The sequence below is a fragment of the Candidatus Zixiibacteriota bacterium genome (genome assembly GCA_017999435.1).
Classification (GTDB): domain Bacteria; phylum Zixibacteria; class MSB-5A5; order GN15; family FEB-12; genus JAGNLV01.
The window spans coordinates 123,382-137,394 of sequence record JAGNLV010000002.1 but is presented as its reverse complement, the minus strand read 5'-3'; the positions used below and the strand labels follow the sequence as shown (position 1 = coordinate 137,394).

Sequence of the window (14,013 nt, the reverse complement as noted above, 5' to 3'; positions counted from 1 at the left end):
GGCGGCCTTCCCGCTCATTGTTCGGGGAACATGGCCTCGTAGATCTCCTGCATCTTTCCGGACCGAATCTCGCGGGTCAGTTGGTCGGTTTCGCGGTTGACCCAGGCGTGCATCGGGTCGTTGGCCAGGAGGCTGTCGATATACGCGTTCACCGCCGCGTTGCCGTAGGCCCGCGCCTCCGGAAGCAGCCCGAAGTAGAAGTGCTTGGCGACCTCGTAGAGACCGTGCCACCAGGTGTAGTCGGGCCCCATCATCGCGGCGCCGTGGCGGGCGCGGCGGCCCTCGTGGTGCCAGATCTCCCAGTAGGTCCACTCGATCTCGTTGCCGAACGAGGCCGGGCGCTCCAGCAGCCCCTGGGCGCGCACGCGGGCGAGAATCTCCCCGGCCGGCCGGGCGAACTTCTCGTTGTACAGGGCCACGACCGCGTCATACTGGTAGTAGTGGCCGTCGACGAACCCGCCGCCGTGGCAGTTGGCGCAGACGCGCTTCATCGCCGCCCGCTTTTCCTGCCAGTTCTCCTTGTGCACCGACACTGCCGGCCGCAGCGTCCAACTGATCCGCTCCCCGACGTCGTGGGTGCCTGGGGATGCGGGGGTGGCGCCTATGTGGCAGGTGGCGCAGGTCGGGGCCGCGGCGTAGTCGCGCCCGACCACCCAACTGTCGCCGGCGAGCTTCATCTTGTCGACGTTGGTGTAGAACGCGTTACCGTGCTTCGACTCGTCGTAGATCTCGCGCTGCGGGTGATCCGGACCGAGGTGGCACTTGCCGCACGCCTCGGGCCGGCGGGCCTGCGCCGCCGAAAACGTGTGGCGGGTGTGGCAAGCGGTGCACGAGCCCTTGCTGCCGTCCGGGTTGATCCTTCCGATTCCGGCATTCGGCCAGGACTGCCGGGCCAGCCGGTTGGGCCGGTTCGGGTCGATCTGCACCTTCGCGCCGTGGCAGTTCTCGCACCCGGCGATCGCCGCGGGCGCGCCCCCCGCCACATGGGCGAGATAGGCGTCGTTGGACTCCAGAATCTGCCCCGCCGTCGCATGGTACGAACGCTCCACCTCCGTCGCCTCCTTCTCGTGGCAGGCGCGGCAATCGGCCGGCGTGACCAGGGTGGCGATCAGGGCCCCGTTGTGCGCAAAGGCGTCCGGGTCGCCCTCGGCCGCCGCGTGGCAGTCCCGGCAGCCCACCCCGTACTGGCCGTGGAGCGACTCCTGCCACTGCCGGTGGAGCCCCGCGGTCTGCTTCTGATGACAGTCCTCGCAGGCGTCGGCGGACGCGGCCGTCTGAGCCGCCGCGCCGGACGCGGCTACCGCCCACAGCAGGATGACGATGTTGAGAAACCTCATGCGATCCTCCTCTCCGGCGGTTCCCGCCCCGAAAGACCGACCGGGGAGGAGACCGCCTCGGTGATTTGCCCCCAACATACTCGCGAAGGCGCCGGGCGCAACAGATTTTGGCGCCGGTCGGGGCCCGGGCCGGGGCCCGGCGCCGGGGGCGCACCGCCGCATTTATTGTTTGCCTTGGCCGCACGTTTTCGCTAACCCTAAGGGGGAACCGACTGGGAGCAGAGGACGTATGCGGACACTGGTGCAGAACTGGCTCATCAATCACCGGGTGAACGTCGCGGCGGCCGAGTGGCTGTCGTGGCTGATCGTCGGCGTCGCCGTGGCCGGCGCCATGGTGATCGCCAAGACCGCCGCCCAGGTCATCGTGCTCCGCATCGTGCGCTACTTCGTCATGCGCACGCAGACCACATGGGACGACGCGCTGCTCCACCGGCGCTTCTTCAACCGCCTCGCCCACCTCGCCCCCGGTCTCGTACTCTACTTCTGCGCCGGGCTGTTCCCCTCGATCCGCGAGGGCATCGAGCGGGCGGCCATGGTCTACATGATCATGACCGGCCTGTTCGCCTTCTCGGCCTTCCTGTCCGCGGTGGACGACGTCTACCAGACGTTCTCGATCTCCCGCCAGCGGCCGATTCGCGGCTACATCCAGGTCGCCCGCATCATCCTGTTCGTCTTTGTCGGCATCGTCGCCATCGCCACTCTCATGAACCGCTCGCCGTGGCTCCTGCTCTCCGGGCTCGGCGCCATGACGGCCGTCCTGCTGCTCATCTTCCGCGACTCCATCCTCGGCCTCGTCGCGAGCGTCCAGCTGTCGTCCAACGACATGGTCCGGATCGGCGACTGGATCGAGATGCCCAAGTACGGGGCCGACGGCGAGGTGGTCGATGTCACGCTGCACGTCGTGAAGGTGCGCAACTGGGACAACACGATCACGAACATTCCCTCGTACCACCTCATCGCCGATTCCTTCAAGAACTGGCGGGGGATGCAGGAGTCGGGGGGGCGCCGAATCATGCGCGCGGTCTGCATCGACGTGTCGAGCATCAGGTTCTGCACGCCCGAGATGCTCGATCGTTTCGAGCAGTTCCAGCTCATTACCGAGTACGTCCGGCAGCGCCGCGGCGAAATCGAGGAGTGGAACCGCGCCCACGGAATCGACCGACGGCACCCGGTCAACGGCCGCAACATGACCAACCTTGGCACGTTCCGCGCCTACGTCTCCGCCTACCTGCGCCGCCACCCGCTCATCAACCCCGACCTGCCCCTCCTCGTCCGCCACCGCGAGCCGACCGAGAAAGGTCTGCCGCTGCAAATCTACGCCTTCAGCCGCGACAAGATCTGGACCAACTACGAGGCCCTCCAGGCCGACCTCTTCGACCACATCCTCGCTGCCGTGCCGCTGTTCGACCTGCGCATATTCCAGCTCCCCGGCGGTCACGATGTCCGGGGACTCGCGGCGCTTCTTCCGCAAGATCACCGGCCGGCGCCGCCGGCTGCGGCCGGGGGAGCGCCCTCGCCCTAACCGCGGGGACACCCATGCGCCAACGGCTGTCCCAAGGAGGTTTTCGCTTCTATGCCCCGAATCACCCGGCCCGAACCCGAACGGGATCTTTTCAAGAACCGCTACAGCCGCGCCTCGGTCACGGCGATGGGGCGGGCAATCAAGGCGGTCTGTCCGACCTTCGACCTTCCCGGCTTCGTCGCTTCCGTCATCACCGATGATTTTCCGCGCCTCGAGTTCAAAGACCGGGGGCGCGCCATTGCCCGCGCCCTGGCCGAATACCTGCCGGGCGATTACGGCCGGGCGGTCGACGTGCTGATCGCCGTCGCTCCCCGCCTCGATGGATTTCACAACTGGGCGGCCATGACATTCATCGAGCTGCAGGGCCTCGCGCATTTCGAGGATTCGGTGCGCGGCATGAAGGCGCTCACCCGCTACAGCACGGCAGAATCGGCGATTAGGCCCTTCCTGAACAGCTTCCCCGACCGCCTGCTGCCGATCCTCCACGAGTGGGCCGCCGATCCCGACGAGCACGTCCGGCGGCTGGCGGCCGAAGGCTCGCGGCCGAGGGGCGTCTGGGTTGCGCACATCGGGGCGTACAAGAAAGACCCGCGCCCCGTCCTCGCCCTGCTGGAGAAGCTGAAAGCCGATCCCTCGAAATATGTCCGCACCGCGGTCGCCAACAACCTCAACGACATCTCCAAAGACCACCCCGACCTCGTCATCACCGCCGCCCTCCGCTGGCTCAAAGACGGGGATGCCGGCACGACCTGGATTGTCCGCCACGCCTGCCGGAGCCTCATCAAAAAGGGCGACCCGCGGGTATTTCCCATCTTCGGCTTCACCGCCAACCCCAAAATCTCCGTCACCGGCCCGCGCCCCCCGCGCCGGGCGGTGGCGATCGGCGCGGACGCCGCCTTCCCGTTCACCGTCACCTCGCGCGCACAGAGCCGCCAGAAGCTGGCGATCGACTACCGCGTCCACTATGTCAAGAAGAACGGGAAGACGTCGCCAAAAGTGTTCAAGCTGGCCGAGAAGACGATTGCGCCGGGGGAGACGCTTGCGCTGCAGGTGAGACAGTCGTTCGCCGATGTGTCGGTGAGGAAACATGTCCCCGGACGGCATCGTCTCGAAATCATCGTGAACGGCAGGACAGTCGCGGCCGCGGACTTCACGCTCGCGTGAGACCGGGGCCGGCGCACATAAAAAGAGCTCCGTGCCGGGGGAGGGGTGACGACACGGAGCGGTGATGGCCGGTGTCAAACGAGTTGTCAATCCGGGCCATCGAGTCTGGTCATTTTGCCACTCTCCATAACCTATCGGCAGGCGCGGGAGTTTCCCGCCTCCGGAAGATTTCGAAAAAGAAGGCCCTGGAAGTCCACAACGCCGGGCCGGACAAAGACTGTCAGCCGCCCCCGCGCCTTCCCGCTTGTTTTTCTGCATCCTTTCCGGGTATATACCAATCCTATGGACGAGAAAGAACAACAGCTGGTGCGGCGGGCCCAGGCCGGCGATTTCGACGCTTTCACCGAACTGATCGCCGCCCACCGGACCAGGCTGTACAACCTGGCTCTCAAAATGACAGGCAGCCAACTCGATGCCGAGGACATCGTGCAGGATACGTTCCTCAAGGCGATCGACAGGATCGACCAGTTCCGCGGCGAAGCCGCGTTCGGCACCTGGCTGTATGCGATCACTCTGAACGAGACCCGCATGGCGCTGGCCCGCGAAAAACGCGCCGACCTCCGGCCGATCGAAGATTACCTCCCTGCCCACGACCGGGATCACGGCGGGCCGACGGTGTACGACTGGCGGGACCCCCACCGGCTTTTGGAGCAGGGAGAATTGCGCACCGCGATCGATCGCGCGATCGGCGAGCTCCCCCTGCCGTACCGCGAAGCATTCGTCCTGCGCTATATCGATGAACTCCCAATAAAAGAGGTAGCCGAACTGCTCGGCGAGTCGGTCGCCGCGACCAAGTCCCGGGTGCTCCGGGCGCGGCTGGCGGTCCGGGACCGCCTCGCGAAACAGTTCGAGGGCCACAATGGGTAAGAAATGCGCTGAATACGTCACCGACCTGAACGACTACCTCGATGGCGAAATCTCGCCGGAGCTCTGCGAGGAACTCGAGCGGCATATCGGCCGGTGCGAAAACTGCCGGATCATGGTCGATACCCTCCGCAAGACTGTGATCCTCTGCCGGGAGGGCCGCCAAGAGAAGCTCCCGGAATCGCTGCAACAGAAACTGACCGATCTGCTCCGGCAGGAGTGGCGGAAGAAGTTCGGTAAGTAGCTGGGCTGTTGAATTTTACGTCGCACCTGATGGGGCCGGAAGCCCCCGGACCGGCCGCTATCGGAATTCCCCCGAAAATTGGAATCTTTTTTGCCTTGTTTTGCATCTAACGGGTACGACGGAAATGACTTTCGATCGCCAAGCTAAAAGGTGGTGGACAATGACTCTGGAAAACGCCGTTCGCCTCTGGGCCGGTTTCGTGGTTCTGCTATCGCTGGCCCTCTACTTGTGGGTCTCCCCGTGGTGGCTGCTCCTGACAGCCTTTGCCGGGTTCAACATGGTGCAGTCCTCCTTTACCGGTCTGTGCCCGGCCCAGTGGATGCTCAAAAAGCTCTTCTTCAAGGACCAGGCCGAGGCGGCCGCTCCCGCGGGGCGGCGCTCGGCCCAGTCCTCGCGGGCGTAGCCCCTTTGCGGTAAGTGTCCAGGCAGGCGGATCACGGGTCGATCCGCCTCCTCTTTTTTAGGCTTAACCGTTCGGCCGTCGGTGACGATACTAGATACTATGATGAAACGACATATGCGGTTTCTCCCGATAATGGCGTCGGCTCTCGGGCTGGCGCTCGTGTGGGCGTTCGGCTGCAGCAGCCCGACCAAGGATGTCTTCGCGCCGGACGAAAAGACATACCAGGTCGCGGGCGCGCTCATCAAGGAGCCCAACAGCAACATCGCCTCGGCCCTGATGCAGGTCTTCAAGAACGGCGACACCGCCGAGACCATGACGATCCTGGTCGGCGACGACACCCTCCTTTACAACGGCCCGACTTTCGACCAGGGGGTCTACGGACGGGTGCTGGGTCCGGCAGACAGCCTCCTGCTCGGCTCCGCGCCGGTCTACCTCGCGGACAGCACCGTGTTCGCCGATACCCTCTTCGCCGTCGTCCCGGGCAAACCGGTCATCACCGACATCTCTCCGCAACTGAAGGGGACGTCGGATCCGGTGCGGGTGACGTGGAACGCGGCCGTCAATGCGGAAGGCTACATTGTGGCCGCCGTCAAGCAGGATTCGGTTTTCGACGGGATCGGCTGGACGCAGTTTGTGGACCAGGCGCTGACCCTGGTCACGATCAATGACTCGGCTTTCACCCGCTTCAACCTGCAGGGGGGCGAGCCCAACCCCGGTCTCTACTACATCTTCGTCTATGCCTACACCGGCGCTCCCGACAGCGCCCTCTCGGCGCTGCGGCTCCCGGTGCCGCTGCCGGCGCAGTTGGACGACAACCTTGACGGCGGGGAACTCGCCGGGCGTGTCGGCACGGTCGTGGTGAGCAACTACGGCGTCGTCGAGGTGCTGGCCAACTAAAGCGGGCGGGCGCGCGATCGAATTGCGATGGGGCCGCTTGGAGCGGCCCCTTTTTTATTGAATTTCCGCCGCGCCCCGTTCTACTTTGCCCGCATGGACGATCGCCGCGCTCTCATCGAGGAACTCGCCCGTCTCGGCACCGAGCAGGTGAACGAAAACACGGTCGACATCGACCGCCTGCCGGCCCTGGAAATTGTCCGGATCATCAACGCGGAGGACAGGAAAGTGGCGGCCGTGGTCGAGCGGGCGCTGCCGGAGATCGCGCGGGCCGCGGAAATCTATGCGGCCGTCCTGCGCGCCGGTGGCCGCGTCTTCTCCATCGGCGCCGGCACCTCCGGCCGCCTCGGCGTGCTCGACGCCGCCGAGTGCCCGCCCACTTTCGGCACCGACCCGGCCCGTATAATCGGCGTCATATCCGGCGGGTACGACACCCTGGTGCTGTCGCAGGAGGGCGTCGAGGACCGCGCCGACGCTGCGGCGGCCGATCTGCAGCGCCACGGGCTCGGGCCGGGGGATTTTGTCATCGGCCTCGCCGCCTCCGTGCGCACCCCGTACACCCGGGCGGGGCTGGAGTATGCCCGCAGCCTGGGCGCGAAAACGGCCTTCCTCATCTGCAACGATCCGGTCAATCTGCCGCCCGGTCTCGATGTCGTCATTGCGCTGCCGGTGGGGCCGGAAGTGATCGCGGGTTCGACGCGCATGAAATCCGGCACGGCGCAGAAGATGGCGCTCAACATGATCTCGACCGCGGCCATGGTGCTGCTGGGAAAAACGTACGGCAACCTCATGGTCGATCTGCAGGCCCGCTCGGAGAAGCTCGCAGCCCGGTCGCGCAAGATCCTGATCGATCTGCTCCGGCTCGAGTATGAGGAGGCCGACCGGCTCCTCGAGGCGGCCGGCGGATCGGTCAAAACGGCCATCGTGATGCAGAAGTTGAAATGTACGGCAGCCGAGGCGCGCGCCCTGCTGGCCCGCCACGGCGGCTTCGTGAGAAACGTCCTGCAACAGGAGAATCCCTAAACCGAGGATGCAGAGCCGTGTCCACGATACGCCAATTCCGGATCGGCTTCGCTCTCGCCGCGGCGGCGGCCGTGCTCATGACCTACGCCGCCATGGTCGCCGGCAGTGACGCCGGGGAGCCGGCCGACCCGCGTGACACCCGCCGCGCGCGCAGCGACGCCTCCGGCAGCATTCCGGATCCGGTGATCAACCGGGTAAACGAACAGTTCCGCACCGTCGAACCGATCCTCCGCGCTTCCTGCTATGACTGCCACAGCGCCTACACGGAATACCCCTGGTACCACCGCCTCCCGGTGATCTCGGGCATGATCGACGACCACATCAAGGAGGGGCGGGAGCACCTCGACTTCACCGACGGTTTCCCCTTTGCGGGCGATGCCGACCAGGTGCCGTTGCTGCAGAAGATGCGCAAGGAGATCGACCGGGGAGACATGCCCCCCCTGAGCTACCGGCTGATGCACTGGGGGGCCAAGATCGACGGGGCGGAGCGCGACTCTGTGTTTGCGTGGATCGATCGCACAGTCCTGTTTCTGGAACAGAGCCGCGGCCAGTGACGCACACGGTTGCGGATCGCTCCGTCCTGTACCGAATCGGCCGGGGAGTGTGCCGTTCGTACCGTACGGTACACTCTGCCGCGTCCCGGGGTTCTTGCCCGGCCGCCCTAAGCCGCTGTTTTTCCGGAAATTAGCCTCGCCCCGCCGCCGTTGGCACGGTTGTTGATCCTATCTGTGGATGACCGAAGGAACCCGGAAGGAGAAGGAAGGAGAACCGACCATGCCTCGCACAGCGCTCACGCTGGTCCCCCTCATGATCCTCGCCCTTCTGGTTTTCGGCTGTTCCGACAACCCCGCCGACACCGCCGCCACCAATTCCGCCGATCTGAATGACTTCTTCGGCGGTTACACTGCGACTCCGGAACCGCCGGGGTTCGGAGATCCTTCGCTGCTGGCCGGGGCGGGCAGCGAGGTGAGTTACGACGATCCGATCCTGGCTTCCCCGGCGGCCGACTCCATCGTCGGCGATCCCGAGGCGGGGTTCTTCTCTCTCCGCGTCGTGTGGGGGCGGCTCCGCTACGACTCGACAGTCACGACGCCCACCGATTGGACCGGGTCGCTGGCGGTCACGCGGGGCGTCGAGATCGTCCGCCGCGTCATCGCTTTCGAGCCCGCACAGGACTACGTTCTCGAACGGACCGACCCGAAACTCGTCGCGTGGGTGAGCCGGACAACGGTGCATCACGACGGCGTGGCTATCGACATCTTTGTCCCCCGGCCGCACGCCGTGGTCGACACCGTCGAGATTCCGATCGTCGACACGCTCGGCGACACCACCTGGCAGACGGTCATTGATACTTTCCCGAGCGAGCCGGTTGAGGTAACGTTTGCGACCGGTCCCTACACGCGCACCTTCACGCTCGGTGAGCTGGTGGCCCTGGACACGATCGTCTACCTCGACGACTCCAACGCTGTCGCATTCCACGCTTTCCGGATGGACCGCGTCCCCTGCGCGCGCGGTTTCCTCGCCGGCTTCTGGGGCGTCGATGAAGAAGGGAACAACGAATTTCGCGGGATGTGGATGTCCCGCTTTGGCTACCTCGAGGGCTGGCTGCAGGGGACGTATGGCCGCAACGACGCCGGCGAAAACGTATTTGTCGGCAAATGGGTCGACGACCGGGGGAACTTCGAAGGGTTCCTCCGCGGGACCTGGATGCCGCATCCCGACCGCCATGCCTCGGATCAGGCCCGCCGCCATGCGGGCGGGTGGTTTGCCGGACGCATCTACGATGCCGACCGGAACGAGATCGGCCTTCTCCGCGGGAAGTTTGCCTCCGACTTTCGTCCGGCCAAGCCCGGGTATTTCCAGGGCATGTGGCGTCTTCACTGCGGCCGGACCTACGGCCAGGCGTGGGATGACGACGACGATAACGACGGATGGTCGGATCACCCCGGCCCCGGCGATGATGATAACTTCGATCCGTGGCGCAATGGGGAAGGGGATGGCCACTAATGACTGATCGGTTGGGAAAAGCCCCGCTTGCAAAGACGCTGCCGGTCCGGCTCGGCCGGGCCGGCAGCGGTCTTACTTCCGGTGTTCGCCAGATTCTGTCAGGGGGCCCGAACGAGGATTGCGATTGTGCAGACAGAATTTGTCAGGGCGAGGCGAGAAAAACGGCATTTTTGTCCAAGAAATTGTGTTTTTTACGAATTTTTTGCTTGCTTTGCGAACCAGTGAGCATGTATTGTTGTTAAAGTTTTTGAAAAGCTTCTGAAAAGCCCCCCTCTGTCTCTTACCGAGACAGCCCTGCGTTGGGCAGGATTCTCGCAATCCTGCCCTTTATTTTTGCCTTCCAATTTCCTCGGCGCCTACTGCTGAAATTGCTCTCGCCCCGGCGCCCGCTTTTTCTCCCTTGCGCCGTTTCTCTCCGCCCGACACATTGCCCGAAAATGTCCCGGCCACACATACAGGACACTTCTTCGAGTTGAGAGATTGGAAATGACAGGCAGTCCGGCGATCGGTATCGACCTCGGTGGAACGAAGATCCGCGCGGCGCTGCTGGCGGAGGACGGCTCGCCCCTGCACGTCCGGCACGAGGGCACGCGCAAGGACGGCCCGCCCAAGATCCTCATTGCCCAGCTTGCGGACATTATCCGGGAGCTTCAGTCTCAGTGTCCCGAGCGGGCGGCGATTCCGGTCGGTATCGGTGTGGCGGGGCAAATCGACGCCGCCTCGGGAGCTATCACTTTCGCCCCCAACCTGAGCGGCTGGCGCGAGGTTCCGCTGGGGCGGCTGCTGGCGGAGGCGCTGGGCCGGGCGGTGTTTGTGACCAACGACGTACGCGCGGCGGCGGCGGGCGAGTGGAATTTCGGCGCCGGGCGGGGGTGCGCCGATGTGGTCGTTCTCTTTGTCGGGACCGGCATCGGGGGCGCCGTCATCAGCGGCGGGCGGATCCTCACCGGCCACCGCAACAGCGCCGGCGAGCTGGGGCACACGACGGTTCAACTCGACGGCCCGCCATGCCACTGCCTGAACCGCGGGTGCCTTGAAGCGCTGGCGGGTGGCTGGGCGATCGCCCGGCGCGCCCGGGAGCTGGCGCTGGCTTCGCCGCGCGACGGCGCCCTGCTCCTCAGTCTGGTCGATGGCGACCCGGAGCGCCTCTCGGCCCAGGCGGCGGCCGAGGCTTTCCGCCGCGGCGATCCGCTCGCCCAACGGATCATCGGCGAAGCGGTCGCGGCCCTGGTCGGCGGGTGCACCTCGTTCGTGAACGCTTTCAATCCGCGCCGGCTCATCCTGGGGGGCGGAGTCATCGAGGGCTGCCCCGAGTTGATCGGCCTGGTCGCCGAGGGCGTTCGGCAGCGGGCCCTGCCGGCCGCCGCCGGCGATCTCGAAATCGTCAAGGCGCATCTCGGCGCCGACGCGGGGCCGGTCGGCGCCGCCCATCTGGCGCGGGATGCCGACAGTGCGGCGCACCGGTGAGCCGGCGCGCCCCAATCCTCAGACCTCCGATTCCGTCTTCTGGCCGAAAGTCAGGTAGAGGGCGGGCAGCACAATCAGGGTGAGCGCGGTCGAGGTGAGGATGCCGCCGACCACGACGGTTGCCAGCGGCCGCTGAACCTCGGCCCCCACGCCGGTGGAAATCGCCATCGGGACGAATCCGAGCGCCGCCACGAGTGCGGTCATGAACACCGGCCGCAGCCGCACCAGGGCGCTCTCGCGCACCGCCTCGGTGATCTCGCGCCCCTCCGCACGGAGGTGCTTGATGGTCGACACGAGCACCAGTCCGTTGAGCACGGCAATCCCCGAGAGCGCGATAAATCCGACCCCGGCCGATATCGAAAACGGCATCCCCCGCACGGCCAGCATGGCCGCGCCCCCCAGGGCCGCCAGCGGCACGCCGGAGAAGATCAAGAGGGCGTCGCGCGTCGATCGGTAGGTCCAGTAGAGCAGGCCAAAGATGAGCAGGAGCGCCGCCGGGACAACTATCGCGAGCCGCACCCGGGCCCGTTCGAGATGCTCGAACTGGCCGCCAAGGCGGAGGAAATAGCCGGTCGGCAGTGTGATGTCCGAGGCCAGCCGCTCGCGGATCTCGCGCACCAGCGACCCCAGGTCGCGGCCGCGGGCATTGCACTGGATTACGATCCGCCGCTTGCTCCATTCGCGTGTGATCACCGCCGGGCCCTCGTCGAGTGTCGCCGTCGTCACCCGGTCCAGTCCCACCAGGCTCCCGGCGGCCGACTGCACCAGCAACGCCCCGATATCCTCCGGCCCGCTGACCAGCGTCGTGTCCACCCGCACCGTAAGCGCAAAGCGCTGCTGTCCCTCGTAGACGTCGCCCACGCGGAGCCCGCCGAGGCTCTCGATCGCGGTGAGGACATCGCGGGCCGACAGCCCGAAGCGGGCGAGCCGCTGGCGGTCGACCGCGAGGCGCAGCTGCGGCTGGCCGGTGAGTTGCTCGATGGTCACGTCGGCCGCGCCGGGAATCGCTCCGAGCAGCGCGGCGATTTCCTCGGCCTTCTCTTCCAGCACCGCCAGATCGTCGCCGAACAGCTTGACGCCGATGTCGCCGCGGATCCCGGCCACCATCTCGTTCACCCGCATTTCGATCGGCTGGGTGAAGATACGGTTCTGACCCGGCAGGTCGGCCAGCGCGGCATCGATCGCCGCCACCAGTTCCTCCTGGGTCGACGCTTTCGTCCACTGCCGCCGCGGTGTGAGGGAAATAAACATATCCGACTGCTCCAGCCCCATCGGATCGGTCGAGAGTTCCGCCGTGCCAGTGCGCGTCCAGATGTGGTCGATCTCATCAGGGAAAGCGGCCAGCAGGTTCTTCTCCACGCGCGAGTTGTAAGCCACCGCTTCGTCGACCGAAATCCCGGCCAGCCGCACGAGGTTGATTACGACCGTTCCCTCCGACAGGCGCGGGACAAACTCGGCGCCGAGCCGGAGAAAGAGCAACACCCCTCCGGCGACCAGCACGGCCGCCGCCAGCAGCACGGCCCGGCGGTACCGCAGGGCCGCCTCGAGCGCCGGCGCATAGAGCCGCCGCAGCCAGCCGACGAAGATCGGCTCGCGCGCGCGGACCCCTTTGTGCAGCAGCGTTCCGATGAGCGCCGGGAGGACCGTGAACGACAGGATGAGCGAGCCGGTCAGCATGAACACTACCGTCAGCGCCATCGGCCGGAACAACTTCCCCTCGACCCCCTCGAGGGTGAGAATGGGGAGGTAGACGATGATGATGATGATCTCGCCGAAGAGCGTCGGCTTGCGCACCTCGAGGATGGCGTCGCGGATCACGTGCAGGCGCGAGGCTGAACCGCCGGCCTGCGACAGCCTCCGGATCGAGTTCTCGACCTGGATCACGCCGTTGTCGACGGCGAGGCCGAAGTCGATGGCCCCGAGGCTCATCAGGCTTCCCGTGATCCCCGCGCGCGACATGAGATCAAACGCGAACAGCATCGCCAGCGGGATGGCGGAGGCGACGATGAGGCCCGCGCGGAGATTGCCGAGAAACGCCAGCAGCACCGCCACCACCAGCACGGCGCCGTAGAAGAGATTATGCTCTACAGTCGAGAGCACTTCGCCAACCATTTTCGTGCGCTCATAGACCGGGACCGCCCGCACGCCCGCCGGCAGCCCCCCGGCCGCTTCCCCCAGCCGGCGGGCCAGCCGTTCGGTGACCTCGGCCGGATTCTCGCCGGTGACCATGAACCCGAGTCCAAGCACCGCCTCGCCGCGCCCGTTGTAGGTCGTCGCGCCCCGGCGCAGTTCGTGCCCGATCACGACCTCGGCGACATCGCGCACCGCGATCGGCGTTCCCTCGACCACGGCGACCACGATGTTCTCGATCTGGCCGACATTTTCCACCTGGCCGATCCCCCGCACGAGAGTCATCTCGCCTCCCCGGATGATCTGCCCGCCGGGCACGTTGCCGAGCTGCTCGCGAATCGCCGCCGCCATATCGTCGAGCGGCAGGTTGTACCGCGCGAGGCGGGTCGGGTCAAAGAGAATGAGATACTCCTTGACGAACCCGCCCCAGCTGTTGATTTCTGCTGTCCCCGGCACCGCCAGCAACTGCGGCTTGATCAGCCAGTCCTGCACCGTGCGGGGGTCGGTGACGTCCCCGGAGTCGGCAACCACGATGTAGTGGAAGATTTCCCCCAGGCCGGTGGAGACCGGCCCCAGTTCGGGCGCCCCGATCCCGTCGGGCAGGGCGATGCCGGGCAGCCGTTCGCTCACCTGCTGGCGGGCCAGGTAGAGATCGACGCCGTCGTCGAAAATCGTAGTGACCTGGCACAGCCCGTAGCGGGTGACCGAGCGCACTTCCGCCAGCCCGGTCAGCCCCGTGAGCGCCTGCTCGACCGGGTATGCCACGAGCCGTTCAAGATCCTCCGGCGCCCAGCCCGGGGCGGCGACGTTCACCTGCACCAGGACCGGCGTGGTGTCCGGGAAAGCGTCGAAGGGGAGATGCCAGAGGGCCGCCAGGCCGAACAGGCAGAGGACGGCGGTGGCCGCGAGCACGGCGTATCGCCGGCGCAGCATGAAGTCGACTATGTATCCCAGCATA

12 protein-coding genes are annotated in these 14,013 nt (G+C 66.1%); 10 read left to right on the top strand and 2 right to left on the bottom strand.

The genetic code is table 11. From position 1 onward, the window contains the following. Window positions 1–14: 14 nt before the first annotated feature. On the bottom strand, window positions 15–1,337 hold the full coding sequence (locus KA261_06065) for a hypothetical protein (protein MBP7697357.1): 1,323 nt from the start codon (window positions 1,335–1,337) through the stop codon (window positions 15–17). Window positions 1,338–1,566: 229 nt separating this feature from the next. On the opposite strand from KA261_06065, the gene KA261_06060 reads away from it, so the two are divergent. The 10 genes from KA261_06060 to KA261_06015 all read left to right on the top strand — a co-directional run bounded on the left by KA261_06060 (window position 1,567) and on the right by KA261_06015 (window position 10,925). After that, window positions 1,567–2,859, top strand: coding sequence for a mechanosensitive ion channel family protein (locus KA261_06060; protein MBP7697356.1), 1,293 nt, complete (start codon window positions 1,567–1,569; stop codon window positions 2,857–2,859). Window positions 2,860–2,910: 51 nt separating this feature from the next. Next, window positions 2,911–4,023, top strand: coding sequence for a DNA alkylation repair protein (locus tag KA261_06055; protein ID MBP7697355.1), 1,113 nt, complete (start codon window positions 2,911–2,913; stop codon window positions 4,021–4,023). 282 nt (window positions 4,024–4,305) lie between these two features. Continuing rightward, window positions 4,306–4,890 carry a sigma-70 family RNA polymerase sigma factor gene (locus tag KA261_06050; protein MBP7697354.1) on the top strand — a complete coding sequence of 195 codons (585 nt, stop codon included), beginning with the start codon at window positions 4,306–4,308 and terminating at the stop codon, window positions 4,888–4,890. Next, on the top strand, window positions 4,883–5,131 hold the full coding sequence (locus KA261_06045; GenBank protein ID MBP7697353.1) for a zf-HC2 domain-containing protein: 249 nt from the start codon (window positions 4,883–4,885) through the stop codon (window positions 5,129–5,131). Before KA261_06050 ends, KA261_06045 begins: the two co-directional genes overlap by 8 nt. A 160-nt stretch (window positions 5,132–5,291) precedes the next feature. Then, entirely contained in the window at window positions 5,292–5,534 is a 243-nt protein-coding gene (locus tag KA261_06040) for a DUF2892 domain-containing protein (protein MBP7697352.1), read from the top strand. Between the two features lie 99 nt (window positions 5,535–5,633). Then, complete coding sequence (locus KA261_06035) at window positions 5,634–6,431, top strand: hypothetical protein (protein ID MBP7697351.1); 798 nt, start codon at window positions 5,634–5,636, stop codon at window positions 6,429–6,431. 93 nt (window positions 6,432–6,524) lie between these two features. Next, window positions 6,525–7,451 (top strand): N-acetylmuramic acid 6-phosphate etherase, encoded by a 927-nt coding sequence (murQ, locus tag KA261_06030; GenBank protein MBP7697350.1) that lies wholly within the window; start codon window positions 6,525–6,527, stop codon window positions 7,449–7,451. 17 nt (window positions 7,452–7,468) lie between these two features. Continuing rightward, window positions 7,469–8,005 (top strand): heme-binding domain-containing protein, encoded by a 537-nt coding sequence (locus KA261_06025; protein MBP7697349.1) that lies wholly within the window; start codon window positions 7,469–7,471, stop codon window positions 8,003–8,005. Between the two features lie 220 nt (window positions 8,006–8,225). Beyond that, on the top strand, window positions 8,226–9,458 hold the full coding sequence (locus KA261_06020; protein ID MBP7697348.1) for a hypothetical protein: 1,233 nt from the start codon (window positions 8,226–8,228) through the stop codon (window positions 9,456–9,458). Window positions 9,459–9,944: 486 nt separating this feature from the next. Next, window positions 9,945–10,925, top strand: a complete 981-nt coding sequence (locus tag KA261_06015) for an ROK family protein (protein MBP7697347.1) — start codon at window positions 9,945–9,947, stop codon at window positions 10,923–10,925. Between the two features lie 18 nt (window positions 10,926–10,943). Here the strand turns inward: KA261_06015 and KA261_06010 are convergent, their stop codons facing one another. Continuing rightward, window positions 10,944–14,012, bottom strand: a complete 3,069-nt coding sequence (locus KA261_06010) for an efflux RND transporter permease subunit (protein ID MBP7697346.1) — start codon at window positions 14,010–14,012, stop codon at window positions 10,944–10,946. Window position 14,013: the final 1 nt, after the last annotated feature.

Coding starts and splice junctions, on each gene's coding strand:
- KA261_06065 (MBP7697357.1), bottom strand. CDS start 1,337: ATGAGGTTTCTCAACATCGTCATCCTGCTGTGGGCGGTAGCCGCGTCC.
- KA261_06060 (MBP7697356.1), top strand. CDS start 1,567: ATGCGGACACTGGTGCAGAACTGGCTCATCAATCACCGGGTGAACGTC.
- KA261_06055 (MBP7697355.1), top strand. CDS start 2,911: ATGCCCCGAATCACCCGGCCCGAACCCGAACGGGATCTTTTCAAGAAC.
- KA261_06050 (MBP7697354.1), top strand. CDS start 4,306: ATGGACGAGAAAGAACAACAGCTGGTGCGGCGGGCCCAGGCCGGCGAT.
- KA261_06045 (MBP7697353.1), top strand. CDS start 4,883: ATGGGTAAGAAATGCGCTGAATACGTCACCGACCTGAACGACTACCTC.
- KA261_06040 (MBP7697352.1), top strand. CDS start 5,292: ATGACTCTGGAAAACGCCGTTCGCCTCTGGGCCGGTTTCGTGGTTCTG.
- KA261_06035 (MBP7697351.1), top strand. CDS start 5,634: ATGATGAAACGACATATGCGGTTTCTCCCGATAATGGCGTCGGCTCTC.
- murQ (MBP7697350.1), top strand. CDS start 6,525: ATGGACGATCGCCGCGCTCTCATCGAGGAACTCGCCCGTCTCGGCACC.
- KA261_06020 (MBP7697348.1), top strand. CDS start 8,226: ATGCCTCGCACAGCGCTCACGCTGGTCCCCCTCATGATCCTCGCCCTT.
- KA261_06015 (MBP7697347.1), top strand. CDS start 9,945: ATGACAGGCAGTCCGGCGATCGGTATCGACCTCGGTGGAACGAAGATC.
- KA261_06010 (MBP7697346.1), bottom strand. CDS start 14,012: ATGCTGGGATACATAGTCGACTTCATGCTGCGCCGGCGATACGCCGTG.